The organism is Sphingobium sp. AntQ-1, from assembly GCF_028538045.1.
Classification (GTDB): domain Bacteria; phylum Pseudomonadota; class Alphaproteobacteria; order Sphingomonadales; family Sphingomonadaceae; genus Sphingobium; species Sphingobium cupriresistens.
The window spans coordinates 2248474-2268886 of the sequence record NZ_CP117158.1; the positions used below are offsets into that span (position 1 = coordinate 2248474).

Consider the following 20413-nt stretch of genomic DNA (forward strand, 5'->3'; position numbering starts at 1 on the left):
GCGGCCGAAGCCGCCAGATCAATGCATCATCAGGTCAGGAAGAGCGTCGCCAGCCCCAAAAAGGTCAAGAAGCCCAGCGAATCGGTCATCATCGTCACGAACACGGCCGAGGATATGGCTGGATCGATGTTACGCCGGTCGAGCGTCACGGGAATCAGCACGCCCGCCAGACCCGCCACCATATTGTTGATGAGGATCGCGGTGGCGAACACCAGCGACAGGCCAAGCTGGCCGTAGATCAGATAGGAACCGATGCCGATCAGCACGCCCAGCACCGATCCATTGGTCGCGGCGATGCGAAATTCCCGCACGATCATGCGCAATGTGTTGGAACTGGTGACCTGATTGGTGGCGATGGCGCGCACCATGACCGCCAGCGTCTGCGTCCCCGCATTGCCGCCCATGCCCGACACGATCCCCATCAGCGCGGCCAGCATCGCCAGATGTTCGATCGTATCTTCGAACAGGCCCACCACCGACGCGGCGACCATGGCGGTGCCCAGATTGACGACCAGCCAGACCAGGCGGGTGCGCACCGTCATCAGGATCGGCTGGTTGATGTCGCCTTCGCCCGCGCCCGACAGGCGGAGTATGTCTTCGCCCGCTTCTTCGGCGATGATGTGGACGACGTCATCGACCGTGATCATGCCGACCAGACGGCCCGCCGAATCCACCACGGCGGCGGAGATCAGCGCATATTTCTGGAAGCGCAGCGCCACTTCCTCCTGGTCCATGTCGACCGGGATCAGCGTCTGTTCGCGCTTCATCAGGTCGGTCATGGCGATGCCGCGGGGGCAGGTCAGTATCCAGCTGAGCTGGCAATAGCCGATCGGCCGATGGGCCGCGTCGACGATATAGATTTCCCAGAAATCCTGCGTCAGGTCGGCATTGTCGCGCAGATAGTCGATCACCTGACCGACCGTCATATGCGCCGGCACCGCGACCAGATCGCGCTGCATCAGGCGACCGGCGGATTCTTCCGGGTAGGACAGCGCGCTTTCGATCGCGGCGCGGTCTTCGGGGTCGAGCGCGTCAAGGACGGCCTGCTGGTCGGCCTCCTCCATATCCTCGATCATCGCGACGGCGTCGTCGGTATCGAGTTCGGCGGCGAATTCGGCGACCTGTTCGGGCGCCAGCGCGCCGATCAGGTCGTCGCGGACATAGTCGTTAAGTTCCGACAGAACTTCCGCGCCGACCAAGTCGCCCAGCGCAGAGGCGACATCGGCGCGCCGGTCCGACGGCGTCAGTTCCAGAAGGTCGGCAATGTCGGCCGGGTGGAGCGGCGACACCAGGTCGCGCGCGGTTTCACTGTCGCCATCCTCCACCGCGTCAAGCACGGAGGACAGGAATTCGGGCTTCAGCCGATCATCCTCGTCCAGGCCTGTTTCAGCCTGTTCAAGGATCGTTTCATCGTCCGTGTCGTCCCCACGCAACAGGGGGTCGGCTGGATCGCCGCGCTCGCTCATGGCGCCCCCTACTGTCCGGTTCCTGTAACATGGCGGATGCTTTCGCCCATGCAACATGGAATTGCAATGGGGTGACGGGCGGTTGACGCCTTCTCCACAAGAAACTTCCATCCCCTTTTGAAGCCTCTATATGGGGGGCATCACCCCTTCCCACATGAGAGGATGCTTCATGGCCGACGAAACCCTTACCCTTACCCTCGACAGCGGCGGCGACGTCGTGATCAAGCTGCGCCCCGACCTGGCCCCTGGCCATGTCGCGCGCATCGTGGAAAACGCCAAGGAAGGCTTTTATGACGGCGTGGTCTTCCACCGCGTCATCCCCGGCTTCATGGCGCAGGGCGGCGATCCGACCGGCACCGGCATGGGCGGCCACCCCAACAAGCCCGACATCAAGGCCGAATTCAGCCGTGAAAAGCATGTCCGCGGCGTCTGCTCGATGGCCCGTTCGTCCAATCCGAACAGCGCCAACAGCCAGTTCTTCATCTGCTTCGACGACGCCACCTTCCTGGACGGTCAATATACCGTCTGGGGCGAAGTGACGTCGGGCATGGAATATGTCGACGCCTTGCCCAAGGGCGAGCCGCCGCGCACGCCGGGCAAGATCGTCACGGCGACCGTCGCCTGAGATCAGCCTGACATCGGATAGGAAAAGGCGTCCGGTCGCAAAGACCGGGCGTCTTTTTTACAGGCGGTGACGAATCATCGGGATTGCGAGCGGAAGGCGGTGCGCCGATCGATCCGGCAATCACCTTGCCGGCCTCTACGGTCGTTTCGCCATCCCGTCGGTCATCGAAATGGCCTGCGCCTCCGTGCCGTTATCCGCACCGGGCGCATCCACCGGCGGCTGATAAGCCCCGATCGTTTCGATATGCCAGCGCCGTTGTTCCTGCGTCGATCCGGGGACGTCATCGACGCGGCGCAACACCACCTGCCGCAGCACATGCCAGGGCCGGCCATTGGCGGCGATGCGCCCATAGACCTGCACCGGCACTGTCACATGCATCGATCCGGCCGTCCCTTCCGGGTCAGATGGCGCGCCGACATTGGCGTGAATCTCGCTAAAGCCGCGAAAGCGCGCGGCGAAATGGGCGTCGTCCTGCAATCCGATCGCGCCTGCGGGATTCCACAGATCCTGCGCATCCTCGAACCGCTTTTCCTCCAGCAGGCCATAATAGCCCTGCACCACCTGCGCCGCGCCCTGCGCGCTGTCGGGGTCGATCGATCCTTCGGCGATCGGGGCGGGATCGACGGGCAAACCGCCCGGCGCGCCGGGGGCGGGCGGGTTGAGCGGCTCCATCACCGCCATCGCTTCGGCGCGAAACTGGTTTTCCACCTGCGCGGCATTGGCGCCATTGGCCAGATTGTCGATCGCGCTCTCCTCCCGCCCGTCGCAGGCGACGACGAGCAGGAGGGACAACAGGGCGGCGGTCTTGATCGCTGCCCGCATCAGTTCGGACGGACCCGCGCCGCCGGTTCGCGCCCGCGCGTCACGCGGCCCGCGCCACCCCAGTCGCGCTGCGGGCGCGGCTGGCTGACCTGCGGTCGCGACGGGCGGGGTTGAGGTTGCGCCTGTGGTCGGGTTTGGGGTTGGCGCAGGCCCGGCTGCGGCGTGGGTCGCGCGCCATCGCCCCGGCCGCGGTCATTGCCGCGCCACTGGTTGCGGTCGCGACCCTGGCCATCATTGCGATCCCGTCCCCAATTGCGATCGCCGCGGTCTCGATCCCGGTCGCCGCCCTGGGGCGGACGGGTCCAGTTGCCATTGCCCGGTTGCCGATCGCGATCGCGCCAAGTGCCGTCCCGATCGCGATCCCGGCCGCGCCAGCGACCATCGTCGCCGCGTTCGGTCCGACGGCCTTCCCAATACCGGCGTTGCCCGTCATTCCAGCGGTGGCGTCGACCGCCGCGGTCATAGACATAATAGCCGTTGCCGGGATAATAATAATTGTCGTACCAACCGCCAAAACCACCGGGCTGATAATAGCCCGACGGCCCATAATAGCCGTCTCCATAATAGCCGCCATTGCCATAATAGCCGCTACCCACGCTGACGCCGCCATAGCCATAGCCGTCATCATAGGCGCAACCACCCAGGGTCAGCGCGCCTGCAAGTCCGATTACCGCCAGGAACCGATGTCGGATGCCCGTCATCGCCTTTCTCCTCATCTCCATCTGATCCTTTGCTTAACGCGGCCCGGTTGAATTGGTTGTGAATGGATTATCCTTTCCGCACCAGCGTTTATCGCAGGTTCAGAAATGTCGGCTTTTATTCATCGGGGCGACAGAAAGCGTGTTCTTTCCGTCACATAATCGCCTTTCGGCCAGCTTTTGTGAATTGTTCAGGAAACCTTCCGGCCCGTCCGGTCATTCTTCCCCCTGTCGATCGCAGCTTTAAGCGCTCGCATCGGCCCGGCGGGTCCAAACCGCCGCTGAACAAATCCACAATAGACAAAGGGTCACCCCCATGAAGACACTGCTTTTTTCGGCAGCCGCCGCCGCGTCCTTGTTGCCTGCCGCCGCCATGGCGCAGGATGACGCCGGTTCGTCCACCCGCCGCATCGAACCCTATGTCGGCGTGATGGGTGGCGTGCATAATTATGACAGCGAAACCAGCAAGGAAGGCATCCCGCCGGTCGGTTACAAAGGCCGCATGGTCGAAGGCGTGGCAGGCGTGAACGTCAATGTCGCAGGGCCGCTGGTGCTGGGCGTCGAGGGCACCGCGTCCAAGGGCGTGTCGGGCGACATCGACTGGGAATATGGCGCCGCGGGCCGGGTCGGCGTGAAGGCGGGCAAGGACAGCATGATCTTCACCAAGGTCGGCTATCAGTGGACCAATTTCGACGCGCTCGGCAAGGATAGCCGCGACTATCACGGCATGACCTATGGCGCCGGCGTCGAACTGTCGCCCGCCGACATGGGCGGTTCGGCCCAGAGCAGCAATATCCGCCTGCGCGTGCAGGCCGATACCACCGGCGATTTCCACTCGATCCGCCCGATGGCGGGCGTCGTCGCGAAATTCTGAATAATGGGCGGGCGGGTGCCATGCCCGCCCCGCCTTTGAGTCAGCTTCCGAACGGAAGTTGGGGTGCGGAGCGGCTTCTTTGGACTGTAGCCGTTCCGCATTCCCCGCTCAGGCCAGTGTCTTCACCCGCTCGCCAATAGCGCGCAGGTCCTCGATAAAGCGGGCCTGCTCCTCCGCCCGGCGACCCTCGTCCGGCAGGCGCAGCACATAGCTCGGATGCACCGTCACCCAGCCCTCCGCACCGCCATCGAGCGCGATCGCCTCACCCCGTGTCCGGCTGATCGTCACCGCCTTGCCCAGCATCGCGCGCGCGGCGGACGCGCCCAGCGCGACGATGATGCGCGGGCGGACCAGATCGATCTCTTGGTTCAGCCACCAGCGGCACGCTTCGATCTCGCCAGCGTCGGGTGATTGATGCAGGCGGCGTTTCCCTCGCCTCTCAAACTTGAAATGCTTGACCGCATTGGTGACGTAAGCGCGCGATCGGTCGACGCCCGCCGCCGCCAACGACCGGTCGAACAATTGCCCCGCCGGTCCGACGAACGGCCGCCCGGCCAGATCCTCCTGATCGCCAGGCTGTTCGCCGATGAAGAACAGGGGCGCGTCGAGCGGTCCTTCGCCGAACACCGTCTGCGTGGCGTCCCGATGCAACGGGCAGCGGGTGCAGGTCTTCGCCTCGCTGCGAACCGCCGCCCAGACGGCGGCGGCATTGCCCTGGCGCTTGGGCGGCGCTTTTTCGGGCAGGGGGGGCGTGGCGATCATGGCCGCCTCGCGCGCCTGCGCCCCGGCGATAAGGTCGGGGATAAGCGCGGCTTCGGGCAGGTTGCGCCAATATTTTTTCGGCATTTCGGACAGCATGGCCCCGGTCTTGAGCCGGGCCGGATTGAAAATCGCGGCATAATAGCCCTTCCACATCTCCTCGACCGGATCGTCGGCGGGTGCGCCGGCGCGGCTGGCGCCCGGTCCCTCGGTCAAGACGTCGCCGTCCCAATGGATGCTGGCCGCCGGCGTCAGGATCGACCAGCGCATGGACGCGAAGCGGCGCATGAAAAAGCCCGCATTGGCGCGGACGATATGATGATCGGGTTCGAACCAGGCGACGAAGCGCAGCCCTATATTATCCTCTAACGCACGGAACCGGACGAAAGCGCGCATCTTGTGGATGTCGCGCCGCACCGCCTTGGCCAGCATATCGAGCCGCCGCAGCAGCGGATCGGCCTTGTCCTCCATCCGCCCCGGCCGATCGCGCAGCCGGCGCAGCAGCGCATAGAGCAGGGCGAAGCGTTCGGGGTCGCTATGCAGGATTGCACTTTGCGCAAGATCGACGAAAGCGCGCGGCACGGAAAAGGCCGCGCCGGGACGTTCAGGGGGCAGGGGCGCATCGCCGAACAGATCGCCGCCCGCGTCCCCCACCTGCCAGACGATGTCGGCGGGATCGACGCCCTTCATCGCCAAGCGCCGCGCTGCTGACCGCCAGCCGTCGAAATCGTCCGGGGCGGTCAGTGCGATGCGATACATAGCGTCCGATCCACGCCCGACACCGGAGACGGGCCGATTGCAGCTTCGGCCTTCAGTCCTCGGCCTGCGCGCGCTCCAGTTCGGCCGGCTTGCGCTTGGCGAACAGCTTGCCCAGTCGATCCTCGTCCTGCGCCGTCAATTCCTTGGCGGCGTCGGGGAACATCTCCTCCTCTTCCTCCTCGATATGGTGGAGGTAGCGCTTCTTCATCTCGGCGAATTTCTTGCGCCATGCCTCGCCGTTGAATTTCAGCGCGTCCAGCTCTTCGAGATAATCGTCTATCTCCTTGTGCTCGGATACGCTGTGCTGCGCATCCTCGCGCAGGTCCGGGCGGGCCAGCATGGTGGCGTAGAGGGTTTCCTCCTCCGCGGCGGCATGGGCTGACACTTCGACCTTGAACTGCTCGAACAGCTTTTCCAGCCGGTCCTCGTTCTTTTCGCGCTCCGCGTCGGCCATCTTGTCGAACAACTGGCGATGGGTGTCGTGATCCTGCTTCAGGCGGTCGAAAATATTGGCGTCGGCCATGATTGGTCCTCCTCTTTCGAGGACAGACAACGACAGGCGCGGCAATTGGCTCCCGCCAAAAAGCCGACCGATATTCAGCCGAACAGAAAGCGGAAGATGATCGCGACCGGAATCCAGAGCAGCGCCCCCAACAGGCTGGCGGCCCACAGTTGCGCCACGTCGCGACGGAAGCGCACGGCAAGGCCGCTGTCGGGCAGGCCGCCCCGTTCCAGCAACTGCCAGCGCCGTTCCAGTCCGCGCGCGGCCACGGCATAGCCGCCAATCGCGACGATGACGCCCAGATGCAGGACGAGCGAGCCGCCGGTCTTGGCGACGATGCCGATCTGAAGCAGGCAGAAGACAACCAGCGACGCCGCCAGATGCGTGCTGATCCGCTTCGCAAACGCCTTGCGCTGATATGTGCGATTGCCGAGCGCCGTCGCCAAAGCCTCGAACTCCTTGCTTGACCCTGACGACAGAATTTCACGAGTCGCGGCATGGATCAACCGTAAATCGGCGTTCAGGCGAACAAATCCAGCTGCTGCGCGGGCGGCGCGACCCGCGCGCGCAGGTCGGCGCTGTCGATCAGCGCCAGGGGTCGCCAATCCGCCGCGATCAGGAAGGGGCGCAGCTTCCTGATGGATGTCGTCAGACGCGCGACATCGTCCAGCCGCAGGCGGCGATGGCGGCGGCTCGACAGGATACGATCCACCGCTTTCACCCCCAGGCCCGGTACTCGCAACAGCGCCTCGCGCGGAGCGCGGTTGACATCGACCGGGAAGGTCGCGCGATGGTTGAGCGCCCAGGCGAGCTTGGGATCGATGTCGAGCGGCAGGCAGCCCGTCGCCGCATCCGTCGCGGCGGCGATCTCCTGCGCGTCATAGCCATAGAATCGGATCATCCAGTCGGACTGGTAGAGCCGATGTTCGCGCAGCAATGGCGGGCGCTTGAGCGGCAGCACCGCGCTGGGCGAGGGGATGGGGGAGAAGGCGCTGTAATAGACGCGGCGCAGCTTGTGCCGGTCATACAGGCTGCTGGCCCGCGCGATGATCGCCCGGTCGTCGGCCGCGTCGGCGCCCACGATCATCTGGGTCGATTGGCCGGCGGGGGCAAAACGCGGCGCGCTCTTATATTTGCGGCGGGCGTCCTGCCCATCCTCCATGTCGCTGCGCAGGCGGCTCATCGCCCCTTCGATCCGCACCCCATTTTTTTCCGGGGCCAGCCGCTTGAGGCCGCTTTCGGTCGGCAACTCGACATTGATCGACAGGCGATCGGCATGGAGCCCTGCCTGGTGGATCAACGCCGGGTCGGCGTCGGGAATGGTCTTGAGATGGATATAGCCGCGAAAATGATGGTCCTCGCGCAGCGATCGCGCCACCTCGACCATCTGCTCCATCGTATAGTCGGACGAGCGGATGATGCCCGACGACAGGAACAGCCCCTCGATATAATTACGGCGGTAGAAGCTCAGGGTCAGGTCCACCACCTCCTGCGCGGTGAAGCGGGCGCGGCGGACATCGCTGGACCGGCGGTTGATGCAATAATGGCAATCGAAGATGCAACTGTTGGTCAGCAATATCTTGAGCAGCGAAATGCAGCGGCCGTCGGGCGCATAGGCGTGACAGATGCCCATGCCCTCGGTCGATCCGATCCCCTTGCCGCTGCGGCTGTCGCGCCTGGTGGTGCCCGACGAAGCGCAGGACGCATCATATTTGGCGGCGTCGGCGAGGATTTCGAGTTTCGAACGGGTGGAAAGCTGGGCCATATCGTTCCTGATATGTTCGTGTAAGGCGCTTGTCCACAATCTCGATCAGTCCTGCCCCAAGGATCAGGGGGCCGGGAGGGGGCCGGGCAAGAAAGCTGGCGCGCGCGGCTAACCATGCTATGCGCGTCGCCATGCACAGCAGTAGCGGTTCCGTCGACGTCGACGGCTTCACATATGAATGGGAATTGCGGCGCGAGCCGCAGTGGAGCGACATCGACGGGTGGAAAGGCATGGCCATCGCCCTGTTGCAGAAGGATATGCAGCGCGGCGCGTTGCTGGAATTTCCCCCGCCCAAACGGCTGCTCAAGGGATTGCAGCGCGGCCGGCTCCAGATCAACGATGCGATGATCGCGCGCGGCATCCGCGCCGCTCTGGAGGCGGGCTGGGAACCCGGATCGCGCGGCAAGCCGATGGTGTTCACGGTCGACGCCGACGGCAACTGATCGCCGCTGGCGCGACCTGCCAGCGCTTGCGGCTCCCGCGCAGTCGTTCGTTATGTCAAAAGGGCGAAGCGAACAGGGAGACAGGCGAGTGGACAGGCGCGCATTTCTGGGCCGGGGCATGGGCGGCATGGCGGCGCTGTCGCTGGGGACGGCGGGCCGCACGGCGAATCTGTGCGAGGGGATGCCGCCGCCGATCCGCGCCACCCCCGATCGCCTGTTTCGCGTTACCGTCTGCCTGCGCCCTTTCCGCGCCGCCGGGCCGCGGATCGAGGTGGAGCGGGTCGGGGCCAAGCGGGTGGTGCATAATTATGGCCATGGCGGCAGCGGCTGGTCGCTATCCTGGGGATCGGCGCAGGTCGCGGTCGGCATGGCGCTGGCGGACGGAGTGCGCGACGTTGCGGTGATCGGCGCGGGCGCGCTGGGCCTGACCGCCGCGCTCACCGCCCAGCGCGCCGGGGCCGACGTCACCATCTACGCCAAAGAGCAATTTCCCTATGTCCGCTCCGCCCGCGCGACCGGCGGCTGGACGCCCGACAGCCGGATCGCGATGCAGAAGGCGGTCGATCCGGGCTTCGGCGACCGGTGGGAGGCGATGGCCCGTGCGTCTTTCACCATGCACCAGAGCTATCTGGGCCTGCCCGGCGACCCGGTCGAATGGACCGACCGCTACATGCTGTCGGACACGCCCTTCACCGAACGGGTGCGACACGCGCCGACGGGCGAGCATCCCGATGAATTTCTCCGCCTCGAACAGCGACTGGCCGACATCACCCCACGCTCGGTCGAACTGGCGCCCGGCGCCCACCCCTTCCGCCCGACCTATGCCCGACGCGGCAGCGGCCTGACCTTCAACGTCGCCGACCTGGCCCATCAACTCATGGCCGATTTCCGGCTGGCGGGGGGCAAGGTCGTACCTATGGAACTGCACGATCCCAATGACGTGACGAAGCTGCGCCAGAAATCGATCATCAACTGCACCGGCTATGGCGCCCGCGCGCTGTGGCGGGATGAGAGCATCGTGCCGGTCCGCGGCCAGATCGCCTGGCTGATCCCGCAGGCGGGCGCGACCTACGGCGTCTATTATGGCTCGCTATCCATGCTCGCCCGGCGCGACGGCATCGTCGTGCAGGAAGTCGGGGCCGACGAATGGTTCGGCTATAATGACGCAAACGAAGAACCGGATTACGCAGCGGCCCAGGCGTCGGTGCTGCAACTGGCGCAATTCTGGGCGGACGGTAAGGGGGCGTAACAGGGAGGGAGCGGGGTATCCGCATTTCTTCGTCATCCCGGCCTTTGCTGAATGACGGTATTGGATGATGGCCAATGGTCCCTGATGCTTTTCACCCGTCTCTTGCCATTCCACCCCCGCGTCGCCATCACCTGCGCCCATGACCTGGCAATTCTGGATCGATCGCGGCGGCACCTTCACCGATGTGGTGGCGCGCGCGCCCGATGGGCGGCTGCACACCGCCAAATTGCTGTCGAGCGACCCGGAACGCTATGCCGATGCGGCGGTCGAAGCCGTGCGGCGGCTGACCGGCTGTGGTGAAGGGCCGATCCCGCCCTGCGTCCTGCGCATCGGCACCACCATCGCCACCAATGCGCTGCTGGAGCGCAAGGGCGAGCCGGTGCTGCTGGCGATCACGCGCGGGTTCCGCGACGCGATCCGCATCGGCACGCAGGAACGGCCGGACCTGTTCGCGCGCCGCATCCGCCTGCCCGATCCGCTCCACGCCGATGTGGTCGAGGTGGACGAGCGGCTGATGGCCGACGGCACGGTGCGCGTGGCGCTGGACGAAAGCGCCGCGCGCGCCGCGTTGCAGGGCGCTTATGACAAGGGGTTGCGCGCCGTCGCGATCGTGCTGATGCACGGCTATCTCTACCCGGATCACGAACGGGCGCTGGCGCGGATTGCGGCCGATATCGGCTTCACCCAGATCAGCGCCAGCCATGATGTCGCCCCCCTCATCAAGCTGGTCGGGCGCGGCGATACGACGCTGGCCGACGCTTATCTCTCGCCGGTGCTGCGCACCTATGTCGATGGCTTGCGCGATGCGCTGGGCGAAGAGGCCGACATGTTCTTCATGCAGTCGAGTGGCGGCCTGACCGACGGGGCGCTGTTCCGGGGCAAGGACGCCGTGCTGTCCGGCCCGGCCGGCGGCATCGTCGGTTTGGCACGAACGGCAGAGCAGGCGGGCTTCACCGAGGTCATCGGCTTCGACATGGGTGGCACCTCGACCGATGTGTCGCACTATGCCGGCGTCTATGAGCGTGACAATGAGGCGCGGGTGGCGGGGGTGCGCCTGCGCGCGCCGATGATGCGCATCCATACCATCGCGGCGGGCGGCGGCTCCGTCTGTTCGTTCCTGGACGGGCGCTTTCGCGTCGGCCCGGAAAGCGCGGGCGCGGTGCCCGGCCCGGCCTGCTACCGGCGCGGCGGGCCGCTCACCATCACCGACTGCAATGTCCTGTTGGGCAAGGTCCAGCCGGATCATTTCCCCAGCCTGTTCGGCCCGAACGGCGACCAGCCGCTCGACCGCCAAGCGGTGGAGGCGCGCTTCGCCGCCCTCTGCGCGCAGGTGGAGGCGGAGACCGGCCGCGCCATGACGCCGCGCGACGCCGCGCAGGGCTTCGTCGCGGTCGCCGTCGCCAGCATGGCCAATGCGATCAAGCGCATATCGGTCGCGCGCGGCCATGACGTCGCCCGCTATACGCTGGCCAGCTTCGGCGGCGCGGGCGGGCAACATGCCTGCCTGGTCGCCGACGCGCTGGGGATGGACCGGGTGATGATCCATCCGCTGGGCGGCGTGTTGTCCGCTTATGGCATGGGGCTGGCCGATCGCCGCGCGGTGCGGGAGCGGACGATCGCGCTGCCATTAGGTGACGATGGGCTGGACGCGGCGCTCGCCACCCTAGCCGCCGACGCCCGCGCCGACCTGCCACAGGCCGACCGGATCGAAACGCTGCTGCGGCTGCGCTATGATGGCGCCGACAGCCTGTTCGACGTGCCGCTGGGGGATGTGGACGCCATGCGTGCGGATTTCCTGGCCCAGCATCACGCCCGCTTCGGCTTCGCGGGCAAGGGGGGCATATTGGTTGATATGGCGCGGGTGGAGGCGATCGCATCGGCGCACGAAGCCATGGACGGCATCGCGGCGATCGCGGCGCAGGCCGCCCCGCCGCTGGCCCATGTCGACTATGCGGGCGACACCGCGCCCGTCCATGACCGCGCCGGCCTGTCCGCCGATAGCGTCATCGACGGCCCGGCGCTCATCATCGATCCCGTCTCCACCACCGCGGTCGAACCGGGCTGGCGCGCGCGGCTCGATGGCCATGGCAATTTGATCCTCACGCGCCACATCCCACGCGCCCGGCCCGAAAGCGGCGACGCCGCCGCCGTCGATCCGGTCCGGCTGGAGGTGATGGGCGGCCTGTTCATGGCGATCGCCGAGGAAATGGGCGCCGCGCTCCAGCATAGCGCCTCCTCGGTCAATATCCGCGAGCGGCTCGATTTTTCCTGCGCGCTGTTCGACGCGGCGGGCCATCTGGTCGCCAACGCGCCGCATATGCCGGTGCATCTGGGCAGCATGGGCGACAGCATCCGCACGATCATGCGGCGGCGCGGGGTTGGCGCGGACGGTGCGCCGATCGACGGGCGCGGGATGCGGCCGGGCGACGTCTATGCCCTCAACGCCCCCTATGATGGCGGCACGCATCTGCCCGACGTCACCGTGGTGATGCCGGTGTTCGCGGGCGATCTCGTCACCCCATCCTTTTATGTCGCCGCGCGCGGCCATCATGCCGATATCGGCGGCATCACCCCCGGATCGATGCCGCCCGGCAGCACCTCCGTCGAGGAAGAGGGCATCGTCCTCGACAATATGCTGCTGGTCGATCGCGGCATGTTTCAGGAAGCTGCCATCCGCGACCTGCTCGGCGCAGGGCCATGGCCCGCGCGCAATATCGACCAGAATATCGCGGACCTCTCCGCCCAGATCGCCGCCTGCGCCAAGGGCGCGAGCGAATTGCGCCGTATCAGTGATAGTTACGGTAACGAAACGATAACCGCCTATATGGGCCATGTGCAGGACCAGGCCGAAGCCGCCGTCCGCCGCCTGATCGATCGCCTGTCCGACGGCCACTTCACCTATGCCATGGATAGCGGTGCAACTGTCCATGTCGCTGTCCATGTCGATCGCGCCGCCCGCGCCGCGACCATTGATTTCGCCGGGTCGTCGGCCCAATTGCCAGGCAATTTCAACGCCCCCGTCTCGGTCGTGCGCGCCGCCGTCCTCTATGTCGTGCGCACCCTGATCGATGAGGCGGTGCCGATGAATGACGGGTGCCTGAAACCCATCACGATTCTCGTCCCCGAAGGCTCCATGCTGCGCCCCCGCTATCCCGCCGCCGTGGTCGCGGGCAATGTCGAAACCAGCCAGGTGGTGACGGACGCGCTGTTCGGCGCGCTGGGCGTCATGGCGGGCGCACAGGGAACGATGAACAATTTCACCTTCGGCAACGACCGCCACCAATATTATGAAACGATCGCGGGCGGCTCCGGCGCCGGTCCCGATTTCGACGGCGCCGACGTGGTCCAGACGCACATGACCAACAGCCGCCTGACCGACCCGGAAATATTGGAAACCCGCTTCCCGGTGCTGCTGGAGGCATTTTCGATCCGCGCGGGATCGGGCGGTGCGGGGCGTCACCATGGCGGCAATGGCGCCTTGCGCCGCGTCCGCTTCCTGGAGGATATGACCGCCGGCATCCTGTCGAACCGCCGGATCGTGCCGCCCTTCGGCCTGGACGGCGGCGCGCCGGGGGACGTCGGTCGCAACCGGGTGGAGCGCGCCGACGGCAGCGTCGAACCGCTCGGCCCGACCGCTACGGCATCGCTGCGCGCGGGCGACGCCTTCGTCATCGAAACGCCGGGCGGCGGCGGCTTTGGCGATGTTGGAGACGCTTGACAAGCGGCCCGCGCAGGTCTGTTCTGCTACAGGGGGAGTGGGGCATGACGCCGGACTCGACGACGCAGATCAGATGGGGATTGGGGGCCGCGCTGCTCGCCTTGGGCGTGGTCGCGATCCTGGCGCTCGTGCCCGATCCTTTCTTCCGCCAGCGGGTGATCGCCACGACCCTGGACGATGTCGAGGGCGTCTCGCCGGGTGTCCAGGTCTATTTCCGGGGGGCGCCGATCGGGGCGGTGCGGTCGATCGACCTCAACCGGCAAAGCCGCACCTTCGCCGTCGCCATGGGCATCGACCGCAAATGGCAGCCGTCCGCCTGCTCCTTCGCCACCGTCGCCTCGGCCAATCCGCTCACCGCGCCGCGCATCGAACTGGTGGCGCTGGAAACCGGCAGCGCCCAATGCCCCGCCGCCCGCCGCGCCTATGGCTGCGATCCGGTGCCGGGCCGGGAGGCCGCCGGTGCGCTGCCCGGTTGCCGTCGCCCCGCCGACCTGTTCGAAACCGCAGCCCTCGCGATCGGGGAAGCGGCCAATGTCGCCCGCACCGCTAACGCCATGGCGCAGAAATTGTCGGGCCTGTTGCAGGGTGACGGATCGGCGGTCGACATGGCGCAGGTCGCCCGCAACGCCACGCAAACGCTCGCCGCGCTCAATAGCCTCAGCACGCAGCTCGACCGCAGCTTCACGCCGGGCCGGGGCGACATCGCCCTGACCTTGTCGCATGTGCGGCAGGCGACCGGCCGGGCGTCCGAAATCGACGTTGCGGCGCTCAACGGCATCTTGCGCGAAACCCGGTCTCTGGTGGCGCAAAATCAGGCCAGCATCGCCGGGCTGCTGGCCGAGGGCAAGAGCAGCGCCGGGGAAGTGCGCGGCATATTGGAGGGCGCGTCCGCCTCGCTGGTGGCGACCAGCGCCAATCTGGAGCGCACCAGCAGCAGCCTTGGGGCGCTGAGTGAAAGACTGGCGGGCGACCCCACCTATGCGATCCGCGGCCAGCGCTATGCCGATCCGCCGCCGCCGGGAGGACAGAAATGAAGCCGATCGCCCTGCTGCTGCTCTGTGCGCTCCCCGCCTGCGCCGCGCTCAGGCCGGGCGATGCGCCGGTCACCATGCGCCTGTCGCCCCAATTCGCGCCCGGCCGGCCGGTCGCCGCCCCCAGCTTCACGGTCGCGGCGGTGCAGGCGCGCGGTCTGTCGGGCGGGATGCGCTACGCCTATGTCGATGCCGCCGCACCGGGCGAAATCCATCAGGCCGCCACCTATTTCTGGGAAGAGCCGCCCGCCGACAGTCTCGCCCGCGCACTGGTCACGGGGCTGCGCACCCGCTTCGCCACCGTCACCGGCCCCGCCTTGCCGCTCGCCGCCGACCGGCGCGTGGTGGCGACGCTCGACCGGTTCGAGGAACTGAGCGCAACGGGTAATGCTCAGGCGGTCGTCGCCTTCGACGTGACGCAGGTGGCCCAAGGCAAAGCGATCTGGGCCGGCCGCTATTGCGCGACCCGGCCGATCGCATCGGCCGCCGGCACCGTCCGCGCCGCCGCCTTCCAGGGCGCGATCGAACAGGCGGTCGCCGCCTTCGTTCAGGACGTCGCGTCGGGCACCGTGACCGCCGCGTCCTGCTGAATGAGGCGTCCGCGCTCCAGCCGGTAGACCCGCTCGCACAGCCGCCCCGCCAGCGCCCGGTCCTGCGTCAGCAGCAGCAGCGCCCGGCCCTGCGGCACGATCCGCCGCCGCACCTGCGCCTCCAGCATGTCGCCCCGCGCGAAGGCCCCCTCGAACGGTTCGTCCAGCACCAGCAATTCGGGATCGCGGACGAAGGCGCGGGCCAGTTCCGCACGCCGCCGCTCGCCGATCGACAGCGCGTCGGCGCGGGTCGTCGCCGCCTGCTCCAGCCCATATTCCAGCAGCAGCCGGTCGATCCGCCGCTCCCCGCGCCGCCGCTTGGACCAGTCGCCGGTGCCGATCGCCAGCCGCATATTCTCCTCGACGCTGAGGTCGCCGAGCAGCGACCCGCCCTGCATCGCCACGCCGCACCGCGCGCGCAACAACCGGCGCACATCCGGCGGCGCGACGTCCAGCGCCACGCCCATCAGGCGCACGGTGCCGCTGCCGGGCGTGACCAGCCCGATCGCCAGCCGCAACAGCCAGCTCTTGCCTGCGCCGCTGTCCGCCAGGATCGCGACCCGATCGCCGGCTTCGATGGCAAGGTCGACCTGATCCAGAAGCCGCGTCCCGCCCAGCACCAGGCTCACCCCCTCGAACGCCAGCAGCGCGCTCACAGCAAAGCCGTCCACAGCGCCGCCGCGCTGAAGATGCCCAGCAATCCGGCGGTAAAGGCGGTGGTCGCGCGCCGCCCGATATCGGCCGGTGACCGCACCGGCTTTGCCCCCACCGCGCTGCCCACGCCAAAGGCGATCAGTGCATAGAGCAATAGTTTGGCGATGCCGGTCAGCATCGCGGCGGCGGCCTCGTGGGAAAAGGCGAAGCCGGACCATAGCGGCCAGCCGACATTGGCGATCAGCGCCAGCGGGACGCCGCAGCCGATCACCGCCGCGATACCCCCCAGCAGCATATGGATCGGCGCGGACAGCAGCACCGCGGCCAGCGCCGGCCCCAGCGCATGGGCGACCGGATCGCGCCCCAGCGCCTCCAGCGCGTCGATTTCCCGGTTGAGCGCCATTGCGCCGAGCCGCGACGACAGCGCCACCGACACGCTGCCGCAGGCGAACAGGCCGACCAGCAGCGGCACGATGTCGCGCAGCAAAATCTCCGCCAGCGCGCTCAGCACCGGAATCTGCGCATTATAGAGCGTCAGCAGCCGCCCCGCGCCGATCCCGGCGATGATCCCGGCCAGCGCGGCCAGCGGCAGCGATGTGCGCAACGGCCGCCACACATGCAGGGGCAGGCCGTCCGCCAGTTGCCGCTGCGCCAGTGCGTCGCCCGCGATGATGCGCCGCCCCATGCCCAGCCCCGCGCGCATGGTCAGCCATGCCCCCGCGCCGATCGCGGCCAGCAGCTTGGGGCCGCCCTTCAGCGCGTCCATGGCGCGCGGCTGATCGCGCCGTCCGGTCCAATGCGAATGGCGCGCGGATCGGGGCTGGGATCGCTCGCCAGCAGCAGGTCGGCGCGCGCCGCCAGCGCCGTCATGCCGCCCGCATGGATCGCGTCCGCGCCTTGCACCAGCGCCGCGGCGCGGGGGGCTTCTCCGGCCGGCAGGGGGTCAAGGATCGCCTGCACATGGCAAGCCAATGCCAATTGTACCAATTGCCCCTGTGCCTGCAACGGGCCGAGCAAATGGCGCGACCAGCGATCGGCCAAATCGCCGACAAACACCGGCGCGCGGTCGGGATAATGGGCGCGCAACGCCGCCACCAAAGCGGCCGGATCGGACGCACTATCCTCGCCGCCCGGCAACAGCGCCACCGTCAGCGTCCGCAACGCCCGTCGGCCCGACGCGCTCAGCAGCCGCGCCATGATCCGCACCTGCTCCCGGTCCAAATCCTTGATCGCTTCGCTGAGGTCATCATAGGGGACGATGTCGGGATGCAGCCGCCGCGCGTCGTCGCGCACCGCGCCATGGGTCCACCCCTGCACCAGCTTCGCCGCCATCCAGCGATCATGTTCGGCGCGCGACAATTCCTCCAGTTCGTCGGGGGAAAGGCTGAGCGACGGTCCGGCTCCCTCGACCAGCCGCGCGCCGATGTCGCGCAGTTTGAGTTGATAGCAGTCGGCGACCAGCCGGTTGTCGTCGCGGAAGCTTTCGGGCAGGTCTTCCCATTCCTGCATCGACGCGCGCGCGCCGATCCGCTCGCCCTCGGCAAAGCGCCCCTCCAGGTAGAAATCATGGATCGACCGGGCGAGCGCGTCGTGCCGGTCCTGCAACAGCATGTCGGGGTCGGCGAGGTCGGACAGGCCGCCGAAGGGGAAGATGCCCGCGCCGATGCGATGATCGTGCGCGCCCGCCATCCGCACATGGATCGGCGGGGCGGGCAGGGCGGCGGCGCGATAGCGCGCATCGACCGCCAGCGCGACGGCCAGCGCGCGGTCGTCGTCGTCCAGATCGATCAGGATCGCCACCGGCTCGCCGGACGCCGCGACATGGGCGTCGATCAGCATGCCGATCCCGGCCGGGTCGGGCCGCGCCTCGACAAAGCGCAGCGGCGACAGCGCGTCCGCGCCGGGATTGCGCGCGCGAAACGCCGCCTCGCCCTGCGCGGCGTCGGCCATGTGGATAACGAAAGCGGGCTTGCCGCCGTCGCGATAATGGCCGCCCGCCAGCGTGCGGAGCAGATAGCGCTCGATCAGCGGGGTGAAGCCGATCACCAGCACGCCGCGCCCCACCTGTCCCGCGCGGGTGAATCCGTCGATCGGCCGGGCCAGCGCCAATTGCCGCGCCGCGATGTCGGGCAGCGCCGCCAGCCGCACCCGCGCCGTCCGCCGGTCGCCATGTTCGAACCGCTGCTCGACGCTGCGCCGCAGGTCGAGGTCGTCGACGCGCAGGATGATGTCGATCGGATCGCCCGCCAGCCGAACCGCCGCCGCCTGCGCCAGCACGGCGGACGCCAGCGCGATATTGCCGCGCGCCTCGCGCGACAGCAGCAGCACCGCGCGCGCCTTGTCCAGCGCCAGTCCGGCGGCGCTCTCCTGCGCCACGCCCTGCTCCACTTCCGCCGCGCCCGCCTCCAGCGCGTCGCCGATCCAGGTCGTGCGCCGGTCCTGCGGCCATAGCAGCACCCGCCGTCCGTCCGCCAGCGCGCCGCGCGCCGCCTGCGCGGCAAGGCCCCCGCCCTCGTCGCCCGCAATCACCAGATGTTCGCCCCGCGCCCGGATCAGCGCCAGCCGCAGCGGATTGCGCACCTGCTCCCATGCCAGCGCCGCGGTCGACCAGAAGGTCAGCAGCGGCAGCGCCCAGCGCGCGATGTTGAGCGCCAGCGGCAGGTCGCGCCCCTCCAGCACCTGCGGGAAGCTGCCGACGATCAGCCGCAGCGCGCGCAGTCCGTCCTGCATGACGGTCGATGCAATGCGGGCCTCCGCAAAAGCCTGGGCGAAACCCCATGTGCCCAGCAGGAAGGCGAGGGCCATCGCGCCGAAGCGCACGACCGGCGCCACCGGCGGCAGGTGCAGGCTCCTGATGCCCTTCTGTGGCTGGCCCCCCATGGCCGGGGTCAGTTGCTGGTCTGGAGCCGGACGAAGGCGGCGGAGACGCCCGCACCCTGACTGTTATTCTGGCTATCCCCCTGACGCCCGGCCAGCTTGGCGCGCAGCCTGGTCAGGAACTGCCGCTCGGTGCCGTTCACCACCTCGTCATCGCCGAACAGCGGCTTGGCCGACGCCAGCGCGACGATCAGTTCGGGGCCGAAGGGCGGCGCGACCTGATAGCGTTGCGCCGCCTGCGACAGGCCGATGGTGACGCGCCGCACGCCCTTGCGGTCGGGTTCGGGATGGCCACGATGCAGTTCCACCGCGCTGCCGTCGGCCTGAAGGTAGATGATGCTGAGATAGGGCCGCGCCGCGCTCGTCGTCGCGCTGACGCCGAAAATCTCATTCTCCTGCATCACCACCGGGTCGCCGCTGCGATCCTTGCCGTCCGCGGTCAGCGCGACGATGCTGGTCCCGTCGCGGGAGAGCGGTGCGGCGAGCGTCAGCGCCGCCTCGCATTGCGGCCAGGGCAGGTGGCGCACCGCGAAGCTGCGGGTCGGGTCGGCCCTGGCGGACGCTTCGCGCAGCGCGGCGATGGCGTTGAGGTCGCCGGAAAAGCCGGTCACGCTCTTGCCCTGCACCGACACCGCGCCGCAGGGCATGGCCGCCATCTGGTCGGCGAAGATCTGGGCGTCGCTGCGCGGCGGTGGGGGCGGCGTGCCGGGCGCGGCCGGGGCGACCGGCGCTTCGAGCGAATAGGCTTCCCCGGTCAGCAGCTTGAAGGTGGCATAATCGATCCAGGCATAGCCTTTGTCGCCCCAGATCGGCCCCCAGCTATTCATGATGCGCAGGGCCTGCCGATCCTCGTCATAGCCTACGATCGCCATGGCGTGATAATTGGCCCTTTCGGGCTTTTCCGCGCGCCGATAGACGCCGTCGCCGCGAAACGCCTTGAAATCTGCGGGGGCCGGCATGGCGAATATCACCGGCGCGCCGCGCGCCAGGGCGCCCTTGACGTCGTCCAGCACGATCGGCGTGCGCCAGTCGTCCTTGACCTCCCGGTCGACCGCGCGCCAGTCGAGCAGGCGGAAATTGCCCGCCTTCTCCTTCAGCCCCTCAGCCGCAGGAATGGCGCATTTGGTCATGTCGTCGGGAAATTCGGCCAGGCTGACCGTGCCCTCATTCTTGAGCAGGGTCAGCGCCTGGACGATGCTGATCGTGCCGGTGCAGGGCGACCCCGCCGGGCGCAGCCGGTTATAGACATAGGCCGGACTCATCTGGTCGGCCGGTTCGTCGGGTTGCACATTCTTGTCGCGAAAATTGAGGAAGGTGCGCGCGGCATAGGTGGTCGCCCAGGCGACGCAATTGGGCTGCGGACCCTGCGATCCGGGCGGCGGATAGGCGTTGGACAGGTCCACCTGCTTGGGCAGATAGGCGCGGAACCGCCCCTGTTTGGGCAGCTTGGCATAATCTTCGGGAGAAACGGGCTCCGCCCCGGTCATGAACAGCGCGTCGTCGCTCTGCTGCGCTGAAAGGCCCGCACCAGACAGCGCCAGCAGCGCGCCGCTTCCCCATGTGACGAGACGACCTGTCATC

General features: G+C 67.7%; 18 protein-coding genes. 7 read left to right on the top strand and 11 right to left on the bottom strand.

The features are described 5' to 3' along the window. Positions 1-29: 29 nt before the first annotated feature. Positions 30-1466, bottom strand: coding sequence for a magnesium transporter (gene mgtE, locus sphantq_RS11270; RefSeq protein WP_129925623.1), 1437 nt, complete (start codon positions 1464-1466; stop codon positions 30-32). Between the two features lie 169 nt (positions 1467-1635). Between mgtE and sphantq_RS11275 the strand changes: the two genes are divergently transcribed. Beyond that, positions 1636-2091 carry a peptidylprolyl isomerase gene (locus tag sphantq_RS11275; protein WP_066599397.1) on the top strand — a complete coding sequence of 152 codons (456 nt, stop codon included), beginning with the start codon at positions 1636-1638 and terminating at the stop codon, positions 2089-2091. Between the two features lie 135 nt (positions 2092-2226). On the opposite strand, the gene sphantq_RS11280 is transcribed toward sphantq_RS11275, so the two are convergent. Beyond that, positions 2227-2913: a hypothetical protein gene (locus sphantq_RS11280; RefSeq protein WP_066599400.1), complete on the bottom strand. Its 687-nt coding sequence runs from the start codon at positions 2911-2913 to the stop codon at positions 2227-2229. After that, positions 2913-3614 (bottom strand): peptidase, encoded by a 702-nt coding sequence (locus tag sphantq_RS11285; protein ID WP_066599406.1) that lies wholly within the window; start codon positions 3612-3614, stop codon positions 2913-2915. The genes sphantq_RS11280 and sphantq_RS11285 overlap by 1 nt, the downstream gene beginning before the upstream one ends. 313 nt (positions 3615-3927) lie before the next feature. Here sphantq_RS11285 and sphantq_RS11290 point away from each other — a divergent pair, with 313 nt between their 5' ends. Next, positions 3928-4485: an outer membrane protein gene (locus sphantq_RS11290; protein ID WP_129925626.1), complete on the top strand. Its 558-nt coding sequence runs from the start codon at positions 3928-3930 to the stop codon at positions 4483-4485. Between the two features lie 108 nt (positions 4486-4593). Here the strand turns inward: sphantq_RS11290 and sphantq_RS11295 are convergent, their stop codons facing one another. The 4 genes from sphantq_RS11295 to sphantq_RS11310 all read right to left on the bottom strand — a co-directional run bounded on the left by sphantq_RS11295 (position 4594) and on the right by sphantq_RS11310 (position 8270). Beyond that, positions 4594-6003 carry a UdgX family uracil-DNA binding protein gene (locus sphantq_RS11295; RefSeq protein WP_272798538.1) on the bottom strand — a complete coding sequence of 470 codons (1410 nt, stop codon included), beginning with the start codon at positions 6001-6003 and terminating at the stop codon, positions 4594-4596. Between the two features lie 52 nt (positions 6004-6055). Next, positions 6056-6526 (bottom strand): hemerythrin domain-containing protein, encoded by a 471-nt coding sequence (locus tag sphantq_RS11300; protein WP_066599412.1) that lies wholly within the window; start codon positions 6524-6526, stop codon positions 6056-6058. Between the two features lie 74 nt (positions 6527-6600). Then, positions 6601-6951, bottom strand: coding sequence for a hypothetical protein (locus tag sphantq_RS11305; protein WP_066604803.1), 351 nt, complete (start codon positions 6949-6951; stop codon positions 6601-6603). A 74-nt stretch (positions 6952-7025) separates the two neighbouring features. Then, positions 7026-8270 carry a putative DNA modification/repair radical SAM protein gene (locus sphantq_RS11310; protein ID WP_272798539.1) on the bottom strand — a complete coding sequence of 415 codons (1245 nt, stop codon included), beginning with the start codon at positions 8268-8270 and terminating at the stop codon, positions 7026-7028. A gap of 131 nt (positions 8271-8401) precedes the next feature. Here sphantq_RS11310 and sphantq_RS11315 point away from each other — a divergent pair, with 131 nt between their 5' ends. The 5 genes from sphantq_RS11315 to sphantq_RS11335 all read left to right on the top strand — a co-directional run bounded on the left by sphantq_RS11315 (position 8402) and on the right by sphantq_RS11335 (position 15301). Continuing rightward, positions 8402-8713 (top strand): hypothetical protein, encoded by a 312-nt coding sequence (locus sphantq_RS11315; protein WP_242495928.1) that lies wholly within the window; start codon positions 8402-8404, stop codon positions 8711-8713. 88 nt (positions 8714-8801) lie between these two features. Further along, positions 8802-9962 carry an FAD-dependent oxidoreductase gene (locus tag sphantq_RS11320; RefSeq protein WP_272798540.1) on the top strand — a complete coding sequence of 387 codons (1161 nt, stop codon included), beginning with the start codon at positions 8802-8804 and terminating at the stop codon, positions 9960-9962. A gap of 139 nt (positions 9963-10101) precedes the next feature. Beyond that, complete coding sequence (locus sphantq_RS11325; RefSeq protein ID WP_272798541.1) at positions 10102-13680, top strand: hydantoinase B/oxoprolinase family protein; 3579 nt, start codon at positions 10102-10104, stop codon at positions 13678-13680. Positions 13681-13724: 44 nt separating this feature from the next. Next, on the top strand, positions 13725-14714 hold the full coding sequence (locus sphantq_RS11330; protein WP_272798542.1) for an MlaD family protein: 990 nt from the start codon (positions 13725-13727) through the stop codon (positions 14712-14714). Next, positions 14711-15301, top strand: coding sequence for an ABC-type transport auxiliary lipoprotein family protein (locus sphantq_RS11335; RefSeq protein WP_272798543.1), 591 nt, complete (start codon positions 14711-14713; stop codon positions 15299-15301). The genes sphantq_RS11330 and sphantq_RS11335 overlap by 4 nt, the downstream gene beginning before the upstream one ends. Here sphantq_RS11335 and sphantq_RS11340 read toward each other — a convergent pair. The 4 genes from sphantq_RS11340 to sphantq_RS11355 are packed head-to-tail and all read right to left on the bottom strand — an operon-like array spanning position 15259 to position 20412. Continuing rightward, complete coding sequence (locus tag sphantq_RS11340; RefSeq protein WP_244884321.1) at positions 15259-15972, bottom strand: ATP-binding cassette domain-containing protein; 714 nt, start codon at positions 15970-15972, stop codon at positions 15259-15261. The two genes, sphantq_RS11335 and sphantq_RS11340, sit on opposite strands and share 43 nt — an antisense overlap. Beyond that, positions 15954-16721 carry an ABC transporter permease gene (locus sphantq_RS11345; protein WP_272798544.1) on the bottom strand — a complete coding sequence of 256 codons (768 nt, stop codon included), beginning with the start codon at positions 16719-16721 and terminating at the stop codon, positions 15954-15956. The genes sphantq_RS11340 and sphantq_RS11345 overlap by 19 nt, the downstream gene beginning before the upstream one ends. Next, on the bottom strand, positions 16709-18835 hold the full coding sequence (locus tag sphantq_RS11350) for a RyR domain-containing protein (protein ID WP_272798545.1): 2127 nt from the start codon (positions 18833-18835) through the stop codon (positions 16709-16711). Before sphantq_RS11350 ends, sphantq_RS11345 begins: the two co-directional genes overlap by 13 nt. A gap of 8 nt (positions 18836-18843) precedes the next feature. Then, a complete protein-coding gene (locus sphantq_RS11355) occupies positions 18844-20412 on the bottom strand; it encodes a C1 family peptidase (protein ID WP_129925634.1) in 1569 nt (522 codons plus the stop codon). Position 20413 lies beyond the last annotated feature (1 nt).